The organism is Parabacteroides sp. AF48-14, assembly GCF_003477465.1.
GTDB lineage: Bacteria > Bacteroidota > Bacteroidia > Bacteroidales > Tannerellaceae > Parabacteroides > Parabacteroides acidifaciens.
In genome coordinates, this window is record NZ_QUDI01000033.1 from 18,641 (window position 1) to 42,770 (window position 24,130).

The window sequence follows — 24,130 nt, forward strand, 5'->3', positions numbered from 1 at the left end:
GTCTTATCGTATTAATGGTTTATCTATTATCTTCTCCATCTTTCAGAGAGGTCACAATCTGTTGGCGGGCGACCTGTACAGCCGGAATACCGGCCGAAAGCAGATTGATCAGCAGGCTGAACAACAGAGCCAGTAAGAAAATAGCAGGCTGGAAGATCATGTCACCGCTCAACAACGTTCCGCTGTCCTTCAACAGGAAGTCTTTACAAAGCGGCAGGAACGACAGCGACAAAGCCAGCCCTAAAACACCTCCCAAAAGGGTTATGACGCAGTTCTCATACAACACCTGGCGGACAAGTACCCCGAAAGTCGCTCCGAACGCCTTGCGCACTCCCATCTCCGAACGCCGTTTCTGTACGGAAGACTGCGTCACGCCCAACAGGTTCAAGGCGGGGACGAGCAACAAAAACAGCAGCAAGCCGCCTGTCTCCATCAGATAGTCTTTCAGTTTCACTTTACGTTGCCCGATAGAACCGATCGCAACATCAAAACGGGTGATCGGGTTCTCGAAGAAGTTGATCTGTGCATCTTTCTTTGTTGCATTGTAGCGGGCCGTCTGTCCGAGCAATTCCTGGCGGATAGCGTCGAAATCATGGCTATCCTTTGCCAACAAGCATACGGAAAACCATCCGGACATATTCTCCGAATAGACATTCGACATCAGGATATGATCGGATGTATAGGGGACCCACACGTTTCCATAGGCCGTATCGGCCGCCCGGCTGACGTCTTCCACCACGCCGCAAATCGTATAAGTAGCCAAATCGATGATAACAGGTTTCCCGACGACATCGGCCGTCCCATACAGATGCTTCGCGATACTCGTCGACACCACTGCCTGCGGAATAGCCGAATCAAAATCAGCCTGCGTAAAAGGCTTGCCTGCCACGAAGCGGAAAGAGAATATCTTCCAGAAACCGGGGTCTGTGTATTTGATATCATAGGCCTTATACATCCGTTTGCCCGGTATGGAAAGCGGTTTCGCCTGTGAAGCATATCCGGAGACTGCTTCGGGTAATTTCAGGGAATAGAAGCATTCCTTTACGGCTTCGGGCGACATATTACCGCGGTTCCAGCCGTCGTTCGACCGAACTTCCGTACCGCTGTCCACATACATCATCCTGTCGCGGTCATTCTCTGGATAAAAGCTGGCAAACTGTATCTGGAACACCAGCACTACCACCATTATCATGGCAATGGAGATCGCCGTACCGGCTATGGATATGATGCTGATTAGACGGTTCTCTTTCAGCATCTGAACAGCTTGTTTAACGTATTGCTTAATCATGTTATTCTAATTTCAGTTTGTTCTTGTCTTTATAAGCATTCATATCGGAAACTACGACTTGGTCGCCTTCCTGCAGGCCGCTGACCACTTCCACGTATTCGAAGTTGCTGTCGCCCAACTGTACCTTGCGTTTGAGCAGCTGATCGCCGTTGACGACAAAGAGTTCGTATTCCCCTTTCCCTACATAATAGGAAGAGTTGGCAATGCGGAGTACATCGTCTTTCACAGCGTTCATCACGTAGACATCTGTCTTCAAACCGGAGCGCAAGCGCTTGTGGTTGTCCTCATCCAACTGTACGGTGAAGGAGATCACTCCGTTTTTCGAGAGTGGCGTGACGTCGCTCACCGTACCGTCCAGCTTGTCACTGCCGATCTTGATGACCGCTTTACTGCCTGCGGCAATGCGATCGCCATAGGTGTCGGCAATCTCACCCTCGATCTTGAAATGGGACAAGTCGGAAACGATTGCCACCTTCGCCCCCTGCCCGATCTGCGAACCGATCTCGTTATTTACATATGTTAGGATCGCTTTGCGGGGCGAACGGATCTGGGCATCGTCCAGGGTCCGCTTGGTTTCGGCAAGGCTCTTGCGGAAGATATTCAGTTCCAGTTCCTTTACTTTCAAGTCTGCTTCGGTCAGGGCCTGTTCGTTCGTGTACTTCTGTTCATCTTCTTTTAGTTTAAGAAGGCTCACGTTATAATCGAGTTCCACTTGGCGGACCTTGTCGGTCGTTCCAGCTCCGAGGCTGTCTAAATAGCGTTCGTTCCGGAGTTCCACGGCCTTACGGTCCAGTTCCATGCGGGAGACTTTCAGGTTCATTTCCATTTCCGACAACTTGTTATGGTTCACTACACGCTGTTGTTGCAGTTGCAGACTCTTCATCTGTTCCTCATCCAGTTGCTTTTTATACTCTGTTTCGGCGCTCTGCAAATCCAGTTTCAGGATAGGCGTGCCGACATCCACCGAGTCACCGCCACGCTTGTAGACTTCCACGATACGCGAGTTGATCGGCGAGTTGATAATCTCTTCAAACGCCGGGATCACTTTACCGGAAGCGCTGACCGATACTTCGATCACACCCTTGTCGACTGTCGAAATGTTCAGATCCTTCCGTTTCAGACTCGTCTGAAGCATGGAGATCACCACCACGACCAGGACGATAAGACCACCGGCGACTGCTCCTATTTTGAGAAACTGCTTGCGTTGTTCTTTCTTCTGTACTTCTTTTGATATCTCTCTGTCCATATTTTGTATTGTTTTAATTCACGTTTACCGGCATTACTGTCCGGTTGGCATCTACAGGGCAAACTCCGTGCCAAAAACCTAAGCAACTGATTTAGTGGAAATATCCTCCCTGAATAAGTGTTCAATATCGGACAGTGTGTTCGGTTTTGAGAGAACTTTTCCCTACTTCCCCTTGTTTATCCCCTAACAACTTAAAATGATAAATTATGAACGCTAAAATTTCAATCTTTGCACTCTTCACAAGTCTCACCCTGCTCTTTACCGGCTGTGACAGGCACGACCATGACATACCCGGCGGCATCGAGCCGCCCGAAACCATTCTGAAAGCTTTCGATGCCAAATATCCGGATGCTCGCGACACGGAATGGACCGTCAACGACGATTATTACGTGATCGAATTCAAAAACAATGCCCTCGACAACACCGCCTGGTTCGACCACTTAGGTGTATGGGCGATGATCAAGACAGAGCTACCGCTCAACCAGTTGCCCGCCCCCATCACGGCAGATATCCGGCAAGGAAAATACGCCGGCTGGAAAATAGAGGAAGCCGATACGATCGGCCGGGCCGGCATGGGAACCGTCTACAAAGTGGAAGTGGAAAAAGGACAACAGGACACAGCGCTGTATTACACGGCATACGGCGACCTGATCAAAGCCGCAGCCGATAAAGACGATGCCGACCAGCCGGTCACCATCCCGGAAAAGGTCGCCAACCTGATGGAACAGACATTTCAAGGCGCAGAACTGTTAGATATCGAAAACACGACTTTCGGCGTACAACTGGCCGTATTGGACAAAACCGTATTGAAGATTGTCAAACTAACCCAGATATACACCTGGGAAAGCACAACCTGGAAACTCTCCAAGCAGGAAGTCCCATCCGTTATCATGAACGCATTCAGGACTTCCGAATATAGGAATGACACCGTGAAGTCCATCTATATGTATGTAGACGCCAACGGTGCCTTCTATAAGTTCAATGTGGTCCACAACGGACAGGCGGTCACAGTGGAGTTTGATGTATTCGGGAATATTGTTACAAACAGAAAGGGAAATATTTCATAAATAAGATGGCTTTTTTATATTTCAAATATGTTAAAACTGACAATAACCCCCTTCCCGGGATATTTTTCTATTTCGTCCGAAAAGTTGATCGATTTTGAAGTGACTTTTTTCATGATTTTAGCCTGCTCAACTGACAACAGAGGAGATGAGGTGCGCAGCCCATTCAGGAAAGTGTACAATTTAATAGCCGGAAGGCATAAATGCCGGCAAAGTGATAAACCTTAACTCCCGGAGAATCGAATATTTGAAAATAAAACGGACGGCGTCCCAAATATCTCAAGGAAATTTAGGGGCTTTTTTGCCCTGAAGACGGTCCTCTTTCCAATTACGACCGTCCAAATCGCCATTACGACCGTGCTAATCTTCGCGAGCTGCCGAGTGCACTACACATTAGCACGGTCGCAGTGGCAAAGAGGACGGTCATAGTTGCGGGAAACGCTCAAAAAAGGGTGAAAAGCACCTTTTTGGCGGTTAAAAAGAGGATTAACATTTGTTAGAATTAGGAACTCTTTTAGGGCCTAAAAAATGCGTTTTATACAATAAGCCCCTGGATATTGAAAAAGTATCCATGCCCATCCATTCGGAATTTCATGCCCATGCAATCCGATTTCCATGGGCATGAAACGTGAATCATAACTGAACCGATAAATCTTCATTTATTATTCACTGATCAGTTCTATCTTCGCACTCTTCACACCCGGAGCCGAAGCCTCGAACATGATGACGCCTGGCTGCTCTTCGGTCTGCACGATAGCGGTCAGCTGTCCTTTGAACAGAGACATTTGCGGGGCCTGGAAAGATTCGAGGGAAGCTGCATCGCCGTTGGCAGCCGCACGATAGGTGCCGGCACCGCGCACACTGAACTTCACCTTATGGGTGGCATCCGGACAAAGGTTGCCGTTCTTGTCGACAACACGGACATTGATGAAGGAAAGATCCTTGCCATCGGCCGTCAGGCGGTTGCGGTCGGCTGTCAGTTCGATGTGGTGAGGCTTGCCTGCCGTGTGCACCTCTTCTTCGGCAACGGCATTGCCGTCCTTGTCGTAAGCAACCACTTTCAGCGTTCCCGGTTCATATTTGGTATCCATCCACATCAGGCGGTAGCGCTTCTGTCGTTCAAAACTCTTCTGGGCGGCTTCCGTATAGCTGCTGTCCAGTTCCACGCTCAGGTCTTTCGTGCGTTTGCCCTGGCTCTTGCCATTGATAAAGAGTTCGGCGGTGGGATAATTGGTATAGACGAAGACGGGCGTCACTTCTCCTTCACGTCCGGGCCATGTCCAGTGAGGCAGGATGTGAAGCGTACGTTCCACCTTGTTCCAATGGCTGCGGTAGAGGAAGTAACGATCCTTTGGAATACCGGCCAGGTCGATGATGCCGAACAGGGAGCTATGGCTTGGCCAATCCGTATAGTACGGAGTCGGTTCACCCAGATAGTCGAAACCGGTCCACACAAACTCGCCGATGCAATACGGCAGGTCTTCATGCTGGATAAAGTCGTCTTCCGGCAGGTTGGACCAGCCGCAGTGTTCCACGTCGTAACCGGAACTCTGGTGATCGTCGTATTTCGCCATTGCCTTACGTTCCACCGGGAATTTATACACGCCGCGGGAACTGACTGTCGAGGCCGTTTCGCTGCCTAAGATGATCCGCTGCGGCAACTTCTTGTAGTTGACCTTATATCTGAACGGACGGTAGTTGAAACCGGCCACATCCATGACGGCGGCAAAGTTATTGTTCACCACGGCATCCGGGGCATCCATCCCTTGCGTTACCGGACGAGTCGGGTCTTCGCGGTGGCAGATATCCTGTAATCTTTTGGCGATCTTGCAATCTCCTTCGTTCCACTGATTGGGAACTTCGTTGCCGATGCACCACATCACCACGCTCGGATTATTCCGGTAATGATGAACCAGGTTCACCAGGTCTTTCTCCACCCATTCGTCGAACAGCAGGTTGTAGCCGTTCTTGCACTTTGCCACGTTCCATTCGTCAAAGCTCTCCGCCATAATCATCATACCCATTTCGTCACAGGCCCGGATCAGTTCGGGAGCGGGCATATTATGGGAGGTACGGATCGCGTTGCAGCCCATGTCTTTCAGGATGCGCACCTGGCGGCGGATGGCTGCATCGTTGACGGCTGCGCCTAACGGACCTAAGTCATGATGGTTACAGACACCTTTAAAAACAGTCTTCACGCCATTCAGGAAGAAACCTTTGTCGGGAATAATCTCGATCGAACGGATACCGAACGGAGTGGTGTAGATGTCTTTCAGCTGGTCACCTTCATAGAGGCGGGTTTCAGCCGAATACAAGGCCGGCATATCCGGTGACCATAAAGACGGGCTCTGGATGATAAATTCCTGCTCCGCCTGGTCGTTGTTGTATTTCATCTGTTCAAGAGAGGTGCGGACAGCCGTCAGCTTCTGCTTATTCGGATTCCAGACGCTGGTCTCCACGCTGTATTTAGCAGGATCAGCCCCTTCGGGAAGCACCACTTTGGTACGGATGTTCACTTTGGCAAATTTCTCGTTTACCGAGGGAGTCGTCACGTAAGTTCCCCAAACCGGAATATAGGCGTCGTCCGTCACGATCACATGGACATTGCGATAGAGTCCGGCACCGGGATACCAGCGGGAAGACTCCGGCAGGTTCTCTAAACGGACGGCTAACGTATTCTTCTGTCCGGCTTTCAGATATTTCGTGATATCGAAATGGAACGAGTTATAACCATACGGCCAGTAGCCGACCTTCTGCCCGTTGATGTAGACATTGGCATGGCTCATCGCCCCGTCGAACAGGATCGTCGCCCGCTTGCCTGTCTGGAACTGCGGAACCTCGAACTCGGTGCGATACCAGCCCACACCGACGAAGGGAAGACCGCCGGTACGTCCGGCATGCTCCATCGCTTCCTTCTGTCCGTCTTGCGCAATCGCCACCTCCTGTTTATCGTTCTGGGAACTGAAAGGGCCATAGATAGCCCAGTCGTGCGGGACGGTCACAGACTGCCACTTGCTGTCGTCGAAGGCAGGCTTTATAAACTCATTGTTATCCTCGCGGGTGAACTTCCAGTTTTTCTCCAACAAGAACTCACTGCGGACCTGCGCCGTCATTGCCGACACACACCCGAACAACCCAACTAAAGCTGCGAAATAGATTCTTTTCATCTGTATTTAGTGTTTTTGTAGTACTTAGCAGGACAAAAATAACTAAATTTGCGACCTTTACAAACTAAATCTGCATTTTACAGCCATGTTGTTACAATTACTATTCGTTTTAATTGCAATTATAATAGGAGCCCGCCTCGGAGGCATCGGATTAGGTGTATTGGGCGGTCTGGGATTGGCAGTCCTTACTTTCGTATTCGGACTGGAACCGACTTCCCCACCTATCGACGTGATGCTTATGATCGTAGCGGTCATCGCGGCAGCCAGTTGTATGCAGGCAGCCGGCGGCCTGGACCTGATGGTGAAGTGGGCGGAAAAGCTGTTACGCAGGAATCCTTCCAAGATCACGATATTGAGCCCGTTAGTTACATACGTTTTCACTTTCATTGCCGGAACGGGGCACGTGGCGTATTCCGTCCTTCCGGTGATCGCGGAAGTCGCAACAGAGACAAAGATTCGTCCCGAACGCCCGTTAGGAATTGCCGTTATCGCTTCCCAACAGGCCATTACCGCCAGTCCGATATCGGCGGCAACGGTGGCTCTGCTCAGTATGTTGGCGGGATATAATATTTCATTGATGAACATTCTGATGATTTCCGTTCCCTGTACACTGGTCGGTGTTCTGGCCGGCGCGTTCTATTCCCTCCGCGTCGGAAAGGAACTGACAGACGATCCGGAATACCTGCGCCGTGTCGCCAACGGAGAGTTTACGAATGACAAATATGTGGCGAAAGGCGTCGAGAACCATCGTGCCGCCCTCCTGTCGGTGGTAATCTTCATTATGGCGACCATCGGGATCGTCCTCTTCGGTTCGATGGATTCATTGCGTCCCGTGTTCGCGTTGGCCGACGGGGCAACCCGGCAGATGCAGATGGCGCATATCATCGAGATATTGATGCTTTCGGCCGCCGCCCTGATCCTGCTCATCACCCGGACGGACGGGATAAAGGCCGTACAAGGTTCCGTCTTCTCCGCCGGTATGCAAGCGGTAGTTGCTATCTTCGGTATCGCCTGGATGGGCGACACGTTCATCGGCGGGAATATGGCCGAACTGAAAGGTTCGATCGAACATATCGTAACGGAAATGCCCTGGCTGTTCGGCCTGGCCCTGTTCGTGATGTCCATCCTGCTGTTCAGCCAGGCTGCGACTATCCGTGCATTACTGCCGTTAGGAATCGCCCTCGGTATCTCCCCTTATATGCTTATCGCACTTTTCCCGGCTGTAAACGGCTACTTCTTCATCCCGAACTACCCGACAGTCGTAGCCGCTATCAACTTCGACCGTACCGGAACAACCCACATCGGCAAATACATCCTCAACCATTCGTTCATGATGCCGGGACTGATTGCAACCGGGGTGTCGGTGGCGTTGGGGTTGCTGATGATACAATTGTTCTAACTGATCCGACATCTTCCCGACCGGTTATCATGAGTGTTTTTGTTACTTCTAAACGAGATTAAACATTAAAGGTGATGATAAACGTACTCCCCTTGCCCACCTCACTCTCCACGCGGATCGTGCCGCCGTGTGCTTCGATGAAGTCTTTGCTGATGGCGAGGCCGAGGCCGCTCCCTTGTACTTTTGTGCCGGGAACACGGAAGTAACGGTCGAAGATACTTTGATGGTAACGGGGATCGATGCCTTTGCCGAAGTCCCGGACGAATATTTCCACCGTCTTGTCTGCCTGGCGTGCACCGATAATGATACGGCCGTTCTCCGGCGTGTAATGGATGGCGTTGGAAAGGAGGTTTGTCAACACCCAGGCGATCTTCTCGCTATCGACAAAGAGTTTGGATATCTTTTCCGGATATTCCACCTCAATAAGGCAATTGAAACGCTCAGCCTGTACCCGGTTCGCCTTGATAGCATAATCGATCAGTTCGATCGGCTTCGTGATCTTCGGATTCAGTTGCAGCTTGCCCGTTTCCACCTGTGTCATCTTGAGGAGTTCGCCGGTGATTTCGAGTAGGCGGTCGCTGCTTTCCTTAATGCTTTCGGCAAGCGCCTTCTGTTCGTCGTTCATGTCGCCCACCCGCTTGTCTTCAAGTAGTTTCAGGCTCATTAAGATGGCCGATATCGGAGTTTTCAGCTCGTGGGAGATGGTGGAGATAAAGGTGGTTTTCGCAGAGTCCAACTCTTTGAACTCGGTAATGTTCTTCAGGAGGATGACATCGCCGGCATACTCGGTTTCGCGTCCGTCACTGTCCGTCACATGGATCGGGATGTACTTTGCCTGGAAATAGCTTTCTTTATTGTCGGCATAGATCTTCAGAGGCTCCTTCTTCTCGTCGGGCTGGATCAGTTCACGAACCAGACGGCGGAGCAAGTCATTTTTCAACGCCAGCTCGGCTGCGGACTTTCCCATCACGTTTTCCCGTTTCAAATTCAGGATGGTGAGCGCTTCGTCATTCGCGAACAGGATGGAACGGTCGCGGTCGAGCCCTATGATCGGTTCGGTGATGCTGTTGACAATCGCTTCGATGTATTTTTTGGCTTGAATGATATCAGCTAACGTGCTCTTCCGGTACTCCGTCAGCCGTTCAGCCATCCGGTTGAAGGAGGCGGCAACTCCGGCGAACTCCTGATTATCGCCTAAGTCGAGCCTTTTTTCGTAATTATGATTTGCAATCTCCATTATGCCGTCGGTCAGTTTGCGGATCGGCGTCGTGATGGAACGGGGCAGGCGGATCAGAAATGCAAAAGCGATCAGGATGCAAGCCATCGCAATGATACATATCCAGAGTAACGCCTGGTCCGCCGTATGCCCGGCAACCTGGCTTTTCCTGTAGATCGTCGCCATATTCAGGGTCATGATGTCATTGAGGGCTGTCCTGACACGCCGGATAGTCGTGTCGTTCTGGTTACGATGCATTGCCTCATACTGTGTGATTAGGTGCGCCGTCGCCACATTCTCGTCGACCTCGGTGATATTCTTCTTTTGCAGTTCGAGGTTCTTTTCGAACTCCGTTCGTGCTGTCGGGTCCGTCTCAATCCGTTCGAGGGCATCCAGCATCCGGCGGGAATAGAGAAGCGAATTATAATTATCCGCCAGGATGTTCTGCGTGTCGGCAGACATATCCGTAATGTTCTTGACCGCCACGCCGCCAAGCAGGACGATCAGCGTAAACAACAAACCGATACCGGAGGTCAGTTTCGTTTTTATTTTCAGACTAAAGAGCTTATCCATACACTATGCTATTATTATCAGGTCAATATTCAACTGCGACAAACTATTTAACAAGATCCTGTACTGAAAGATCGACACCAGTACGGAACGAAGACTGAACGAAGGTTTTCCCACGCACACCGTTGTAATCTGTTTCTCCCTGCACACTTGCACGATACTTTCCGGGATGTTCTCCGATTGGATTTGGATCACTTCACCACCCAGCTCGGTAGCCAACTTGAAATGGTTCGAAAGATACCGCTGGTTAGCCAATGGTATCCTATCTATACTTTCATGCGGAGTCTGGACATACAGAACGAAGAACTTCGAATTATAGCGCGTAGCTAAGCGTGCCGCCTTACGGATCACCTTCCGAGGCGCCTTCTCGTGGCTGCTGATACAAGCAAGGAATCTTTCATGACGGACGCCCGTATTGACAGGGACAGAGTTTTCAACCTTCTTTTCCACCCTCAAAGCCACCTCCTTCAAAGCCAGTTCGCGGAGCTGCAGGATGTTTTCGGACTTAAAGAAATTGTTCAGCGCCGTCTGCACCTTCTCCGGCTTGTAAATCTTACCGGCTTTCAGGCGTGCCACCAGCTCGTCGGCGGTAAGATCGATGTTCACCACCTCGTCCGCCTGCTCCAGCACACTGTCGGGGATGCGTTCTTTCACCTCGATGCCGGCGATATCCTGCACTTCTTCATTCAGCCCTTCGAGGTGCTGGATGTTGACGGCGGTAATCACGCTGATCCCCGCCTCCAGGATGTCCATCACGTCCTGCCAGCGTTTTTCGTTCTTGCTGCCCTCCACGTTGGTATGGGCCAGTTCGTCAACGATTACCACTTCGGGACGGATGTTCAGGATAGCGTCCAGATCCATCTCTTCGACCTCCTTGCCCTTGTAAAACGACTTTCGGCGCGGGATAAGGGGAAGCCCCTTAACCAACGCCTCTGTCTCGGCCCGGCCATGCGTCTCGATGTAGCCGATCTGCACATCTATCCCGCTGCGAAGCAACTCGTGCGCCTCCGACAGCATCCTGTACGACTTACCTACACCGGCAATCATGCCGATGTAGATTTTGAAGTTACCGCGGCGGGACTTTTTCAGCAAATCCAAAAAGTGTTGTACGCTCTCTTCTCTGTTCATTTGCCTGAATTACTGTTTACGGTTTCAATGTAAAGCCGAAGACCAAGTGCGCATCTTCCAACCGGGGATTCCAGATGGCCTGTGCAAAAATAGGTAAAGAAAACGAATCCGTAACCTTTATCGCAGTAGTTCCTTTCAATGCCACGTTCGTAACGGCAAAGCCGTTGGTATAATACTGGGGTGCCTTGTAAGGGACCAACCCGCAGGTGACGTTCAGATCGACACGTTTCACTGAGAACGGATAGTTCAGCTCGACGTAAGAGGAATAGTTCTGACCGCCCTCCGCATCCTTGTCCTGTCCGGCAAACATCGTGTACCAGGCCACCGACAGCGGGAACTTCTCCACGGGAAGTGTGTAAGCCAGACCAGCCTCAAAGTGATGTGCCGTCTCATGGCTCTTAAAGTTAAAGTACTTGTTAGCCCCCTGTCCGGCCCACCAGAGGTCGGCGACAGACAAGGTCAGTCCGGAATTGCCGAACGTATAGGCAGCCGTCAGGTCGATCTCCTTGTTGGCAAGTCCTTCCGAAGCCTGATACCCGTCGAAGTCGGTCGATCCCCAGGCTGTCAGCGAAAAGCCGGCGATGCCGAAGGAAAATGCAGGCTGGAAGCTGGCGCCCGTCTGGTACATACCACGCCAGATATAGGAGCTGACCAGGTCGCCCTGGACGTTAAATGTCGCCCCGCTTTCGTCATCCTGCGCTTTTATCATCCCGAAGGAGCAGAAAGAAACTGTTATTACTGCGGCTAATGCCTTTTTGATTCTCGAGTTCATATTTTCTTCTTATTTTATTTACCGATTACTTGTTTCCAACTTCTCTAAAGCCACGTTCAACTTCAAGACGTTGACTTTCTCCGGGCCGAACAGTCCCAACAGCGGGCCTTCGACGTTCGCGTTGACAATGGCCATCACCTTTTCCGGAGAGATACCGCGTGCGCCGGCCACCCGTTGCACCTGCGCATAGGCCGCTTTCGGGGAAATATCCGGATCGAGGCCGGAACCGCTGGCGGTGACCATTTCGGCAGGCACCTGCTCCCGTTTCAGGTAGGGATGATGTGCAAGGAAAGTATCGATACGCATCTCGATGTCCGCCAGATATTCTTCGTTGGACGGTCCTTTATTGCTGCCCGCCGAGCTGGAAGCGTCGTAACCGTCACCCGCATGCGACGGGCGGCCCCAGAAATAAATATCCTTTGTGAATTGCTGCCCCACATTGGCAGCTCCCACTACCCGGCCGTTCAGTTCGACCACATCGGCATTGCCTTATTCGGACCGGCTACCTGGGCAAAAAGCCACAGGATGAAGATATAACTGACACTGAAGAGGATGCAGAAAGCAATCGTCAGCTTGAATGATTTAAACAGATTCGATATCATATGATTTGATTTTCTTTACGTTCTTAATTGCGAAACACCCGCTGCCGCCCGGCAGCCTTTCCGGATCATGCAGAAACATCCGCCGGACAGCGCGCAGTGTCAAGAGATATTTATACTTAGAAAAAAAGAGAGACTACCATGTCGATTAACTTGATTCCGATGAACGGAGCGATCACGCCGCCCACCCCATAGATCAATAAGTTACGGCGTAGTAAGGCCGAAGCCCTATAGGCTTATAAGCCACCCCCCGCAAAGCCAACGGAATCAGGATCGGGATAATAACGGCATTAAAAATCACCGCACTCAGGATCGCACTTTCCGGACTATGCAAACGCATGACGTTCAGAGCCGCCAATTGCGGGATCGCCACCATGAACAGGGCCGGAACGATTGCGAAATATTTCGCCACATCGTTTGCGATGCTGAAGGTCGTCAGCGTACCGCGCGTCATCAGCAACTGCTTACCGATCTCCACAATCTCGATCAACTTCGTCGGGTCGTTGTCCAGGTCCACCATATTACCGGCTTCCTTAGCCGCCTGCGTACCGCTGTTCATGGCTACCCCGACGTTTGCCTGCGCCAGTGCCGGGGCGTCGTTCGTCCCGTCGCCCATCATAGCCACCAATTTGCCGGATTCCTGTTCTTTCTTGATGTAATTCATCTTATCCTCCGGCTTGGCTTCGGCGATAAAATCGTCCACACCGGCCTTTTCGGCGATATATTTAGCTGTCAAAGGGTTATCACCCGTCACCATCACCGTCTTGACACCCATCTTGCGCAACCGTTCGAAACGTTCCTGGATGCCCGGTTTAATAATATCCTGCAACTCGATCACGCCGATGATGTAATCGTCTTGCGAAACCACTAACGGAGTCCCGCCGTTGCCGGAGATCTTCCCGACCAGTCCGGCCACCTCCTCCGGGTACTTGTTTCCGGCTGCCTCGCTCATCCGACGGATCGCATCGAAAGCGCCTTTGCGGATACGGGTTCCGTCTTTCAGATCGACACCCGAACACTTCGTCTCGGCGGAGAATTTGATCATCCGGGAACCCGAAGTGCTCAGATCGCGGATGCGGATGCCACGCTCGCGCCCCAGTTCGACGATCGATTTGCCTTCGGGCGTCTCGTCAGACAGGGAAGCCATCAGGCAAGCCTGTACGAAAGAATGTTCGTCGACCCCGGCCACCGGATAGAACTGTGTCGCTTTACGGTTACCGATCGTGATCGTACCGGTCTTGTCGAGCAACAGGGTGTCTATGTCGCCGGCTGTCTCTACAGCCTTGCCGGATTTGGTTATTACGTTGGCTCGCAAGGCACGATCCATACCGGCAATACCGATCGCGGACAGCAGCCCTCCGATGGTAGTCGGGATCAGACAAACAAACAGGGAGATGAAGGCCGCAATGGTGATTTGTGTTCCCGAATAGTCGGCAAGCGGCTTCAACGTACCGCATACAACCACAAACACCAACGTGAAACCGGCCAACAAGATCGTCAATGCTATCTCATTCGGCGTCTTTTTCCGTGAAGCGCCTTCCACAAGGGCGATCATCTTGTCGAGGAAGCTCTCGCCCGGCTGTGTCGTCACCATCACCCGGATCTGGTCGGACAGCACTTTCGTACCACCCGTCACAGAGCTCTTGTCGCCCCCTGCCTCACGGATGACCGGAGCCGATTCGCCCGTAATGGCACTCTCGTCGATCGAAGCCAACCCCTCGATGATCTCGCCGTCGGAAGGGATCGTGTCGCCTGCCTCGCAGATAAAGACATCGCCTTTTTTCAATTGCGAACTGCTCACCGTCGTGGTCGTACCGTTAGCTTCCACCCGTTTCGCAGGCGTCTCCTCGCGGGTCTTACGCAGGCTGTCGGCTTGCGCCTTGCCACGCGCCTCGGCGATCGCTTCGGCAAAGTTGGCAAAGAGCAGCGTCAGGAACAGCACAATGAAAACAACTATATTATACCCGGCCGACCCCTGTGCGGTATTGCCTGTAGCCGCCGCCCAAACCGTCACGATCAACATCACGAAGGTCACCACTTCGACGATAAACATAATCGGGTTGCGGAACATCGTCCGGGGGTCCAACTTGACGAACGACTGTTTCAGGCTTTCTATAACAAGCTCCTTCGGAAACAAAGAAGCAGATCGATTCTCTTTCATCGTATTACTTTTCAATTTTCAATACTCGATATTCAACTTAAAGATAAATGCTAAAATATTCGGCAATCGGCCCTAAGGTCAGTGCAGGGAAGAAAGACAGGGCAGCCACGATAAAGATCACGCTGAAGGTCATCACGGCAAATGTCGCAGTGTCCGTCTTTAATGTCCCCGCACTTTCCGGTATGAACTTCTTCTGCGCCAGCAGACCGGCAATGGCAACCTGCCCGACGATCGGGAGGTAGCGCGAGATGATCAGCGCAAGACCTGTCGTAAAGTTCCAGAACCAGGTATTATCGCCAAGCCCCTCGAAGCCCGAACCGTTATTGGCGGAAGAAGAAGTATATTCGTAAAGCATCTCGCTCAGCCCATGAAAGCCGGGATTGTTCAACCAACCTCCCTCCGCCTCCACGAAGGCCGGATTATAGACATAATAATAGCAAGCCACCGCCGTACCGATCAGGATCACAAACGGATGAGCTAATGCCACGATCGTAGCGATCTTCATCTCACGCGCCTCCACCTTCTTCCCTAAGAACTCAGGCGTACGGCCGACCATCAGACCGCTGATAAAGACGGCGATAATCAGAAAAGCATAGTAGTTCATAAATCCTACCCCGACGCCGCCGAACCAGGTATTGATCTGCATGTTCAGCATCTCCATCATCCCGCTTAGCGGCATCGTGCTGTCATGCATCCCGTTCACCGAGCCGTTGGAAGTGACTGTCGTCGTACAACTCCACAGGGCTGTGGCGGCTGCACCGAGCCGGGTTTCCTTGCCTTCCATCGCGCCGGCTGCCTGGTCGATTCCCATTTCAGCGATCTTCGGGTTGCCGTTCATCTCGTAATAGGTATTAATACCCACGCTAACCAAGTAGGCAAAGAGCATGACACCGAAAATCGTATAAGACAACTTCTTCCTTTTCAGATAGAATCCCAACGCAAAGACCATCGCCATCGGGAGAATCAGGATCGCCCAGCATTCCACCATATTGGTCAGGTAGGTCGGGTTTTCAAGCGGATGCGAAGAGTTTACGCCGAAGTAGCCTCCCCCGTTCGTCCCCAACTGCTTGATCGGGATGACGGCGGCGGCCGGACCTTGCGAGATTTGTTGCTCGTTGCCCTCCAATGTCGTAAGCTGCATCTTCCCGTCGAATCCCATCGGCGTCCCTTGCAGGATCAGGATAAACCCGACAACCAACGACATCGGCAACAGGATACGGGTGCAACTCTTCATCAGCAAGTCCCAGAAGTTACCGATCGTCTTCGTCGTCTTGGCAGCCATCGCCTTGAAGATACCGGCAAGGGCGGCCATTCCCGTAGCGGCCGTAATGAACTGGAACAGCATAATGACGAATAATTGCGTGAAATAGGTCAACCCGCTTTCTCCGCTATAATGTTGCAGGTTGCAGTTTACCATGAAGCTGATACATGTATTGAATGACAAATGGGACGACTGTCCGGCATTGCCATCCGGGTTCAAGGGCAGGTACTGTTGCGTCCACAGCAGGATCATACCCCAAAAGAACCAGAAAAGGTTGACCGTCAGGAGCGCCTTCAGGAAACTTTTCCAACTCATCTCCTCCTTCGGGTCGATCCCGCAGATTTTAAAGATCCATCTTTCTACCGGGGCCAGAAAATCAAAACAGGTTTTCTCCCCTTTATATACCTTTGCAATATACTTACCTAACGGATAAGCTAAAACGACCATCAAAATGATCTGGATAATGCTACCTAATAATTCCGTATTCATCTTTTCACCTAAACTAATTGTTTAAAACTTTTCGGGCCTGACCAACACATACATCAGATACCCGAAGATAACCAGGCAGAGTACAAACAGTGCTGCAAACATAATCTTCCTCCTTTCCTAAATCTTCTCGAACCAATCCACACACTTAAAGAAAAACCAGTAGCAGGCCACCCCCACCACGCACAAGAATCCAAAAGACACAAATTCATTTTCCAACATATCAAAATACTTTTAGAGTTAATACTATTCATCGTCTCGCCGTTCTATATGCCAACGGCGTGCCAAAGAGGTGGCCTTTTTGATTAAGAGAAGAATATCAAGGAGTTAAGCTTTCAGTATGAAATTCCGGGACGATGCAAACCCTTCCATTTTGAAAAGGTTACCTTTCCAGAATGGAAAAGTTTATCATTTCGGTAGTATATGGAATAAATGTTGTAAATTTGTGATATAAAAGATATCAAAGTTATGGCAGAGCATACTCCTGTTTATATTAAAGAGGTCGGGGTGACTAATTATAGATGTTTCACTGGCGAAAATAGGTTCAAATTTGTTGATGAAAATGATAACTGGTACAGATGGACGGTCTTTCTTGGGGATAATAATACAGGAAAGACGAATCTTTTGAAGGCTATTGCAAATATGGAACCTCATTTTGATCCCAAATCGAAAAATTACACTATTGAACCTTATTTCCTCGTTGTTAATGTATCCTCTGATACTCTTGTTGGAATAAGTACTATTCCTGAATTATGTAATAAAGCTTCTAAAATAAATAACACAGCTGATTATGACTTATATATTGCCTTAAAATATAATGTGGAAAATCCTATGGAATCATATCTGATGTCAGGAAATTCTACTTCTGGCAGGTGTAAAAATCTTTTGATTTACGGATATGGAGTCGTTAGAAATATCGAGAGTAAAGGAATTAATTCAAAAATAGATAAAATATCCAACGTAAGTAACTTACTTCATACTACAGATCTCCTTAACTTCGAAGACTGGCTGTTCCAATTAGATTATGCAGCGAAAAACGACAGCGCACCGATTGAGAACCGCCAGAAAGCCATTGAACGAAGAAATTTATTGATCTCTATATTAAAAGGTGATCTTTTCCCCGAAATAGAAGATATCCGTTTTATCTCGGATGCTAATCTATACAACTATATCGAATTTCGAACAAAAGACGGTTGGCACAAACTTTCCGACTTAGGCTACGGTTATCAGGCAACCTTATCTTGGATGGTCGACTTTTGTAAGAAGCTTTTCGACCGTTACCCGGATAGCCCGAATCCTCTCAAAGAACCCGCCATCCTTTTAATCGACGAAATCGACCTGCACCTCCATCCGCAATGGCAGCGTAGCATCATCAAATATCTGTCCGATATCTTTACCCAAACCCAATTTATCGTGACAACGCATAGTCCCTTTATCATCCAATCGATGGAAAAGGTCAATCTTTATGCTTTGCAACGCGAGGGCGATCATACGAAAGTCAAACACTTCGGTGTCCGTTCCTTCATCGGTTGGCGGATAGAGGAAATCCTTCGTGAGATCATGGGATTGGAAGACAACATACAGACAGACATTTATCAGGAGCTAATGAAACAGTTCGAGGCGGCAATCGATACCGACGATTACAAATCCGGTAAAGAAGCCTACGACAGACTCATGAAGATACTTCACCCGCAAAGTGAAGAAAGAAAACTATTAGACATCCAATTCTCACAACTCATACCAGATGATCAAGCTTGAACTAAAACCCAAACCGGAAAAACTTACTGACGAACTGGTCAAATCCAAAACCGAAAAATACAATGCCGACAACACGCAGCAGGTATGGGACATTGACTGGTTGAAAGTCGCTATTGCCGACCTCTCGTTCGGTAAATGCTGTTATACCGAGATACGTCTCGGCGAGGAAAGCAAGTATATGGAAATAGAACATTTCCATCCTAAAAGCCGCTATCCGGATGAAGTACTGTTGTGGGGAAACCTCCTGCCAAGTTGTAAGAAATGCAATGCGACAAAAGGCGAACACGACACCATAGCGGAGCCGGTCGTAAATCCGTTCGAGGATGATCCGAAAGACTTTTTCTATATGGAAAATGGTTTCTACCGGGTAAAAAACAACTCCGACATCGCCAGACGTACCATTCGGAAATTAGGGCTGAACGATATCGAACATTTCGTCAAACCCCGCAACCGAATTTATGAAAAGATAAACGGGACACTTTCAGATTTGAAAGAAGACATCCTCGCCTCATCCGACGAAAAGCTACCGACATACGCCCGGCGGCTCAAACGCTTGATGAAAGAGGGACGCAGACAGGAAGAGTATGCAGCACTTGTTTCGACAACCATTCTTTCCAGTCCGGACTTCACGGAGATAGAAGATTATCTGACCGTAAAACGATATTGAGATACAGAATGCGATTCTCTAAAAAGTGAGTTACAATATTGTTCCCTGACACGCTGAAAAAATGAAAAAAGCCGCACCTTCACAGGCGCGGCTCTCTGAGTGATCGAAAAACGTAAAGACACATAGTTCATCGATTCAATAATAAATGTAAAATTGTCTCTGTTCCTCTTCCCTTTTCTGATATAACTGTTATGTTTCCATTTAATTTTTCGATAATCGTTTTACAGATAGAGAGTCCCAGGCCCGTTCCCTGCACATGCGGGCTTCCCTTGTAAAAGCGATTAAAGATTTGGGAGAGCTCTGCCTGTTCCATACCGCATCCCGTATCGTGCACGAAGATGTAGACGCTTTTACCGTCGTCTTCCAGATGGTAACCAAACCGGATGAAGCCTTCTTTTGTGAATTTACGGGAGTTATTGATCAGGTTGTTCACCACCTGCGTCAACCTTGTGCTATCCGTCGTCAGACAGGTGTTATACTCCGGCATCTGCAAGACCAGCTCGACCTCCGGCGTCATCCGGAGAGATTGCGCCTTATAGATATCCGTCAACAACGCATTCAAAGAATATCGCTGCATATTGAACACCATCTCGTTCGATTCGATCCTCGAAAGATCCAGGATATCGGAGACTAACGTCAGCAGATGCTGCCCGTTCTGGTTGATGATATTGGAGAACTCTTTCGCTTCGTCAGTACCCAACTTTACATCCTCGTCGGTAAGAAGATTGGAAAAGCCCATTATCGCGTTCAACGGCGTCCGGATCTCGTGGCTCATATTGGCTAAGAATGCGGTTTTTAGCTCTTCGCTTTGTTTCGCCTTTTCTAATGCCTCCTGTAGCCTGATTTCCGTCTCCTTGTATTTTTGCGTACTCATACAAATGCCGATAAGTTGAAAAGGAGAACCCGACACACTCTTCATATAGGTAGATTGGGCCTCAAACCATTCCCACGTGCCGTCGCCACGCAGAACCCTGTAGGCGACATGGGCATCCAACGACGCCCCGCGGAACTGCCCGGTCAACGCTTCAAATAATGCATCGACATCATCCGGATGAGTTAGTGTTCGAAAATCATCGATCGTAATAACATCCTTACTGGCCGGCTTCCTATATAATCGTAATAACGCGAATCAATCTTGAGTATGCCGGTATCAATTTCGATTGTCCAGGGAAAGATATTTGTCTTGTCCAAAATCATATCCATTGTGTACTGCTGCCTCTTTTCCTTATTTATACTCCGAAAGAAAAACAAGATATGCAATAATTGTCCGTTCCGGTCACGTATGCCAAAGGCAGCTCCCCCGACTAACTGAACCGCATCCTGATCTTTTTCGCTTAAATAGGTGTCCGCTTTAAATTCTATATAATCTTTCCCCTGCCTTAATTCCTCCAATATATCCGGGAGAATATCCGACTGCCCATGAAAGATCGAGAGTACATCCGTAACCTTTTTTCCAATCAAATCTTTCCTATTGATATCCAAGCACTTGAATATATATTGATTCACATACCGGATAGTCCCATCAATATCTACGAAAGCGAAATTGGCAGCTAAAGAGTCGAGCAAACGGGTGATTACTGCATCCTCTATACTCTTCAGGTCGCTCACTTTATGTTTAAACTTTCTCCTTTCAATATAAAGGAAAAGCAAAAAGATAAAGAGAATAAAAATACAGGCCAGTTGTATGATATGAAAAAAATCAAAACCAATGGCGACCATCGGAAGATGGCATAAAAATAATATATCAACAACTATAGTCTGCATATCTTATATTTGATATTCATAAAATCGATCTGTTATTTTAAGCGTATCAGTTTTTCCAAATGACTGTATTTTTAGCATAAATACCCTATTCTATTATCCATTTTTGTATTATTTCTGGCGTCCACGGTTTATCGGGAAGATTCACTTTATCTTTGTTAACATATAAATGACTAATGAAAACGTTCCTTTTTTTTTAGTCATTTTTTCCGTTGAAAAATAATATCTATATCTTTTCTGTAAACATGAAACAAAATGAAGCAAAATACAGTCTACAAACGCATTTTATTTCCCATATCCATTGATTATTAAAATATTTACCCTACATTTGCAAATGACTAAAAAAAAGGAACGTTTTCATTAGTCATTTAACATTAACAATTCATCCTTTATTTTTCAATGTGCATAACCTCTCCGGCCGCCATTTTTAACATTTCATTTTTGTTGTTTTTAAGGAAAAGGCTTTCTATCCCTTTTTGTTTTGTTCTATTTGCCGAAACTCTGATGCAGAAAGGGTTTTAACGGGTAGAAAATATCGAAAATCACCTATATACAAAAAGGGGAAATCAGGGCAAAAAAGTGGCTTTGAGGAAAAAAGTAACTATTTATAGAAAAACAAGGAGAATTGCGGAAGGTCAAAGGCCGTATTCCTCGATCTTCCGGTAGAGTGTGGTCAGTCCGATACCCAACAGACGGGATGTCTCCGTCTTGTTGCCGTTGGTATATTTCAAGACTTTCTGGATGTGCATCTTTTCGACACCGCTGAGGTCGAAGCCCGAATAGCTTCCGTCGGCGGCGGTCTGCGGGGTCTGCATGTTAAGGGGCAAGGTGTCGGGCGTCAGGGTGTCGCCTTCGGAGATAATCAGGCTACGTTCCACAACGTTGCGTAGTTCGCGTACGTTTCCTTTCCAGGGGTACTGCTTCAGGATGCGGATATAATCGGGCGAGATCGTCCGGATGTCTTTTCCCATCTTGGAGGAGAGGGCGGAAACAAATGCCCGGACATGCAACGGGATGTCGCCCGTCCGTTCACGAAGCGGCGGCAAGTGTATCTGGAAAACGGAAAGGCGGTAGAACAAGTCTTCGCGGAAATGGCCGTCGGCGATCTCTTTTTCTAAGTCGCGGTTGGTGGCGGCTATCACGCGCACATTTACTTTAAGGGGCTTCGTGTCGCCGATCTTGATAAATTCGCCGGTTTCGAGGATGCGGAGCAGCTTGGCTTGCAGGTCGAACGCCATCTCGCCGATCTCGTCGAGAAAGATCGTTCCGTTGTCGGCTTCTTCAAACAAACCTTTCGTCTCTTTCAAGGCGCCGGTGAAGGCTCCCGCCTTATGGCCGAACATCTCGCTTTCTAACAGGTCGCGGCTGAAGGACGAGCAGTTGATGGCGACAAAGGCTTTATCGCTACGGGAACTGTGCTGGTGGATGGACTGGGCGAAGACCTCCTTTCCCGTACCGGTTTCTCCGGTCAGCAGGACAGGGACATCGGTGGCGGCCACCTTACGGGCCAGGACGATGGCTTCCTGTATGGCGGGCGATTGGCCGATGATGGTATCGAAAGAGTATTGTTTGCCGACTGCCGGGGCGGCGGCTTTCTGCTGCTTGCAGGCGGCGGTAGCCTTTTCCATGGCCTTGGCGATCAGGGGAAGGATTTTGTTATTGTCGTCGCCCTTGGTGATATAGTCGAATGCACCGTTCTTGATGGCTTGCACGCCGTCGGGGATGTTCCCGTGTGCCGTGAGCAGGATGACTTCCGAAAGGGGGTTGAGGCGTTTCAGTTCGGAGACAAGCTCCACCCCGCTTCCGTCCGGCAGGCAGACGTCGCAAAGGATCACCTCGGGACTATGCTGTTCCGACTGCCTGATCCCGGCCTTGCAGCTTGCCGCCTGAAGCACCTCGTAACCTTCCAGCCCGATAATGCGGGACAACAAGCTCAGGATCTGCTTTTCATCATCGATAATCAATACTTTTCCCATCTTTTTACATCCAATAGAGAAGCACAAAAGTATAAATTATTTGTAAACCACAATAATAAATGGACTATCACCACCTATTAATCATTAAATACAACCAAATTCCCTAAAAAGCGGATACAAGTAATAGGTATATATTTTTACTTTGCAGAAAATATGAATGCAATGAAAAAGGTTCTATTAGTTGCAGTCTCCGCACTGCTTGTCTGCACCTCTTGTGTGACGAAGAAAAAATATCTGCTGGCCGAGAACGGACGCCTGGAAGCTATCGCCCGGGGAGACGACCTGCAGAACCAGCTTGTGAACTGCCGCGACAACAACGACCAGCTCTCATCGCGCCTTGCCGCCCTCGAGCGAGACACCACCCGCATGGGGAAAAACATCCGTAACTATCAAAGTATGCTCAACACCAACATGACGGAGCAGGAAAAACTGAACTCCCTGCTGAGCCAGAAAATGAGTGAACTGGATGAACGCGAACGTACCATCAATGAATTGCAGGACATGATCAACGCCCAGAACGAACGGGTGCAAAACCTCCTGAACAGCGTGAAAGACGCCCTGTTAGGTTTCAGCAGCGACGAACTGACAGTGCGTGAAAAAGACGGGAAAGTCTATGTCGCCATGTCGGACAAACTCCTGTTCGAATCGGGAAGCGCCCGCGTAGACAAACGTGGGAAAGAGGCTCTGGCTAAACTGGCCGAGGTCCTCAACAAACAGACCGACATCGACGTTTACATCGAAGGCCATACCGACAGCAAGCCGATCAACACCGTCCAGTTCAAAGATAACTGGGATCTTAGCGTGATACGTGCTACCTCCGTCGTCCGTATCCTGACAAAAGACTACGGTGTCAACCCGTTACAGATACAACCTTGCGGCCGTGGCGAATTCATGCCTGTTGCCGACAACGAATCGGCCGACGGACGCGCCAAAAACCGCCGCACGGAGATCATCATGGCTCCGAAGTTAGATAAGCTGTATCAGATGTTGAATCAGTAAGAATCATAAAAAGAGGCATGCTATAAATACATTATATTTATGACATGCCTCTTTCTTTATCAATGTTACATACGAAGTGACAAGAAACTCCAAACTAAATCTTCCGGAGCAACCGGCAACCAACGATCCACCGCCTCTCCGCTTTCATTCTTTTTCACATAAATCAGGTATGTTCCGATAGTAGCAATCGTATCTCCGCTGTAACTATATACGCTCCGGCTTTCGAATTGTTCATTATATCCCACCTTTTTCATATCCGGTGTACCAAATCCCATATGTTCATTCTTTTTCTTCGGGATATTAGCAACAGTACTATATGTACTATAAGTATAGACGCCCTCCATGCCGAACTCTTCTGCTACGATTTTAGGCAAAGCGCCTTTTAAATCATTGTTTGAAGTACACACACTAAAACCCTTCACGGAAATAGAATCCAGGTTTTCCTCCAACGGAAAGACCGAATAGACAGGTTCTCCTTTATAAACAACACGCTCCACTACATGATCTTTTGTACATCCCATCCAGAACAATGCACAAAACAGACTAAATACAAACACAATTTTCTTCATAACCCTTCTTTTTCGTTTCTTATAGAACGACGGGACAAAAAGG

General features: G+C 49.0%; 17 protein-coding genes and 2 pseudogenes. 5 read left to right on the plus strand and 14 right to left on the minus strand.

Annotated elements, in window-relative coordinates:
- Positions 1-19 precede the first annotated feature (19 nt).
- Positions 20-1,288: an ABC transporter permease gene (locus DW083_RS15275; protein ID WP_122332960.1), complete on the minus strand. Its 1,269-nt coding sequence runs from the start codon at positions 1,286-1,288 to the stop codon at positions 20-22.
- A 1-nt stretch (position 1,289) separates the two neighbouring features.
- The gene (locus tag DW083_RS15280) at positions 1,290-2,534 is read right to left on the minus strand and encodes an efflux RND transporter periplasmic adaptor subunit (protein WP_115498149.1); all 1,245 of its coding nucleotides are present in this window, start codon (positions 2,532-2,534) and stop codon (positions 1,290-1,292) included.
- 206 nt (positions 2,535-2,740) lie between these two features.
- On the opposite strand from DW083_RS15280, the gene DW083_RS15285 reads away from it, so the two are divergent.
- On the plus strand, positions 2,741-3,601 hold the full coding sequence (locus DW083_RS15285) for a PepSY-like domain-containing protein (RefSeq protein WP_122332961.1): 861 nt from the start codon (positions 2,741-2,743) through the stop codon (positions 3,599-3,601).
- Positions 3,602-4,260: 659 nt separating this feature from the next.
- Here DW083_RS15285 and galB read toward each other — a convergent pair.
- Complete coding sequence (gene galB / locus DW083_RS15290; protein ID WP_122332962.1) at positions 4,261-6,765, minus strand: beta-galactosidase GalB; 2,505 nt, start codon at positions 6,763-6,765, stop codon at positions 4,261-4,263.
- Positions 6,766-6,850: 85 nt separating this feature from the next.
- Between galB and DW083_RS15295 the strand changes: the two genes are divergently transcribed.
- Positions 6,851-8,164 (plus strand): anaerobic C4-dicarboxylate transporter family protein, encoded by a 1,314-nt coding sequence (locus DW083_RS15295; RefSeq protein ID WP_122332963.1) that lies wholly within the window; start codon positions 6,851-6,853, stop codon positions 8,162-8,164.
- A gap of 58 nt (positions 8,165-8,222) precedes the next feature.
- Here DW083_RS15295 and DW083_RS15300 read toward each other — a convergent pair whose 3' ends face one another.
- The 7 genes and pseudogenes from DW083_RS15300 to DW083_RS23655 all read right to left on the minus strand — a co-directional run bounded on the left by DW083_RS15300 (position 8,223) and on the right by DW083_RS23655 (position 16,462).
- Complete coding sequence (locus tag DW083_RS15300; protein ID WP_122332964.1) at positions 8,223-9,953, minus strand: ATP-binding protein; 1,731 nt, start codon at positions 9,951-9,953, stop codon at positions 8,223-8,225.
- Positions 9,954-9,956: 3 nt separating this feature from the next.
- Positions 9,957-11,078 carry a sensor protein KdpD gene (locus DW083_RS15305; protein WP_122332965.1) on the minus strand — a complete coding sequence of 374 codons (1,122 nt, stop codon included), beginning with the start codon at positions 11,076-11,078 and terminating at the stop codon, positions 9,957-9,959.
- Between the two features lie 16 nt (positions 11,079-11,094).
- Positions 11,095-11,787 carry a TorF family putative porin gene (locus DW083_RS15310; RefSeq protein ID WP_233552232.1) on the minus strand — a complete coding sequence of 231 codons (693 nt, stop codon included), beginning with the start codon at positions 11,785-11,787 and terminating at the stop codon, positions 11,095-11,097.
- A gap of 81 nt (positions 11,788-11,868) precedes the next feature.
- Positions 11,869-12,452 (minus strand): annotated as a pseudogene (locus DW083_RS15315) (K(+)-transporting ATPase subunit C).
- A 116-nt stretch (positions 12,453-12,568) separates the two neighbouring features.
- Positions 12,569-14,610: pseudogene (kdpB, locus tag DW083_RS15320) on the minus strand (potassium-transporting ATPase subunit KdpB).
- Between the two features lie 37 nt (positions 14,611-14,647).
- Positions 14,648-16,360: a potassium-transporting ATPase subunit KdpA gene (gene kdpA / locus DW083_RS15325; protein WP_122332967.1), complete on the minus strand. Its 1,713-nt coding sequence runs from the start codon at positions 16,358-16,360 to the stop codon at positions 14,648-14,650.
- Positions 16,361-16,381: 21 nt separating this feature from the next.
- Entirely contained in the window at positions 16,382-16,462 is an 81-nt protein-coding gene (locus DW083_RS23655; protein WP_115498138.1) for a potassium-transporting ATPase subunit F, read from the minus strand.
- A 363-nt stretch (positions 16,463-16,825) separates the two neighbouring features.
- Here DW083_RS23655 and DW083_RS15335 point away from each other — a divergent pair, with 363 nt between their 5' ends.
- Together DW083_RS15335 and DW083_RS15340 are read left to right on the plus strand one after the other, a co-directional pair.
- Entirely contained in the window at positions 16,826-18,115 is a 1,290-nt protein-coding gene (locus DW083_RS15335) for an AAA family ATPase (protein ID WP_122332968.1), read from the plus strand.
- Positions 18,102-18,782 (plus strand): HNH endonuclease domain-containing protein, encoded by a 681-nt coding sequence (locus DW083_RS15340; RefSeq protein ID WP_122332969.1) that lies wholly within the window; start codon positions 18,102-18,104, stop codon positions 18,780-18,782. The genes DW083_RS15335 and DW083_RS15340 overlap by 14 nt, the downstream gene beginning before the upstream one ends.
- A 127-nt stretch (positions 18,783-18,909) precedes the next feature.
- On the opposite strand, the gene DW083_RS15345 is transcribed toward DW083_RS15340, so the two are convergent.
- From DW083_RS15345 to DW083_RS15355, 3 genes are all read right to left on the minus strand, one after another.
- Positions 18,910-19,803: a PAS domain-containing sensor histidine kinase gene (locus DW083_RS15345; RefSeq protein ID WP_122332970.1), complete on the minus strand. Its 894-nt coding sequence runs from the start codon at positions 19,801-19,803 to the stop codon at positions 18,910-18,912.
- 35 nt (positions 19,804-19,838) lie between these two features.
- Positions 19,839-20,390, minus strand: coding sequence for a PAS domain-containing protein (locus tag DW083_RS15350; RefSeq protein WP_158582122.1), 552 nt, complete (start codon positions 20,388-20,390; stop codon positions 19,839-19,841).
- Positions 20,391-21,178: 788 nt separating this feature from the next.
- Complete coding sequence (locus tag DW083_RS15355) at positions 21,179-22,519, minus strand: sigma-54 dependent transcriptional regulator (RefSeq protein ID WP_122332972.1); 1,341 nt, start codon at positions 22,517-22,519, stop codon at positions 21,179-21,181.
- Positions 22,520-22,681: 162 nt separating this feature from the next.
- On the opposite strand from DW083_RS15355, the gene DW083_RS15360 reads away from it, so the two are divergent.
- A complete protein-coding gene (locus tag DW083_RS15360; RefSeq protein WP_122332988.1) occupies positions 22,682-23,518 on the plus strand; it encodes an OmpA family protein in 837 nt (278 codons plus the stop codon).
- Between the two features lie 65 nt (positions 23,519-23,583).
- Here DW083_RS15360 and DW083_RS15365 read toward each other — a convergent pair whose 3' ends face one another.
- Positions 23,584-24,087, minus strand: a complete 504-nt coding sequence (locus DW083_RS15365; RefSeq protein ID WP_122332973.1) for a hypothetical protein — start codon at positions 24,085-24,087, stop codon at positions 23,584-23,586.
- Positions 24,088-24,130 lie beyond the last annotated feature (43 nt).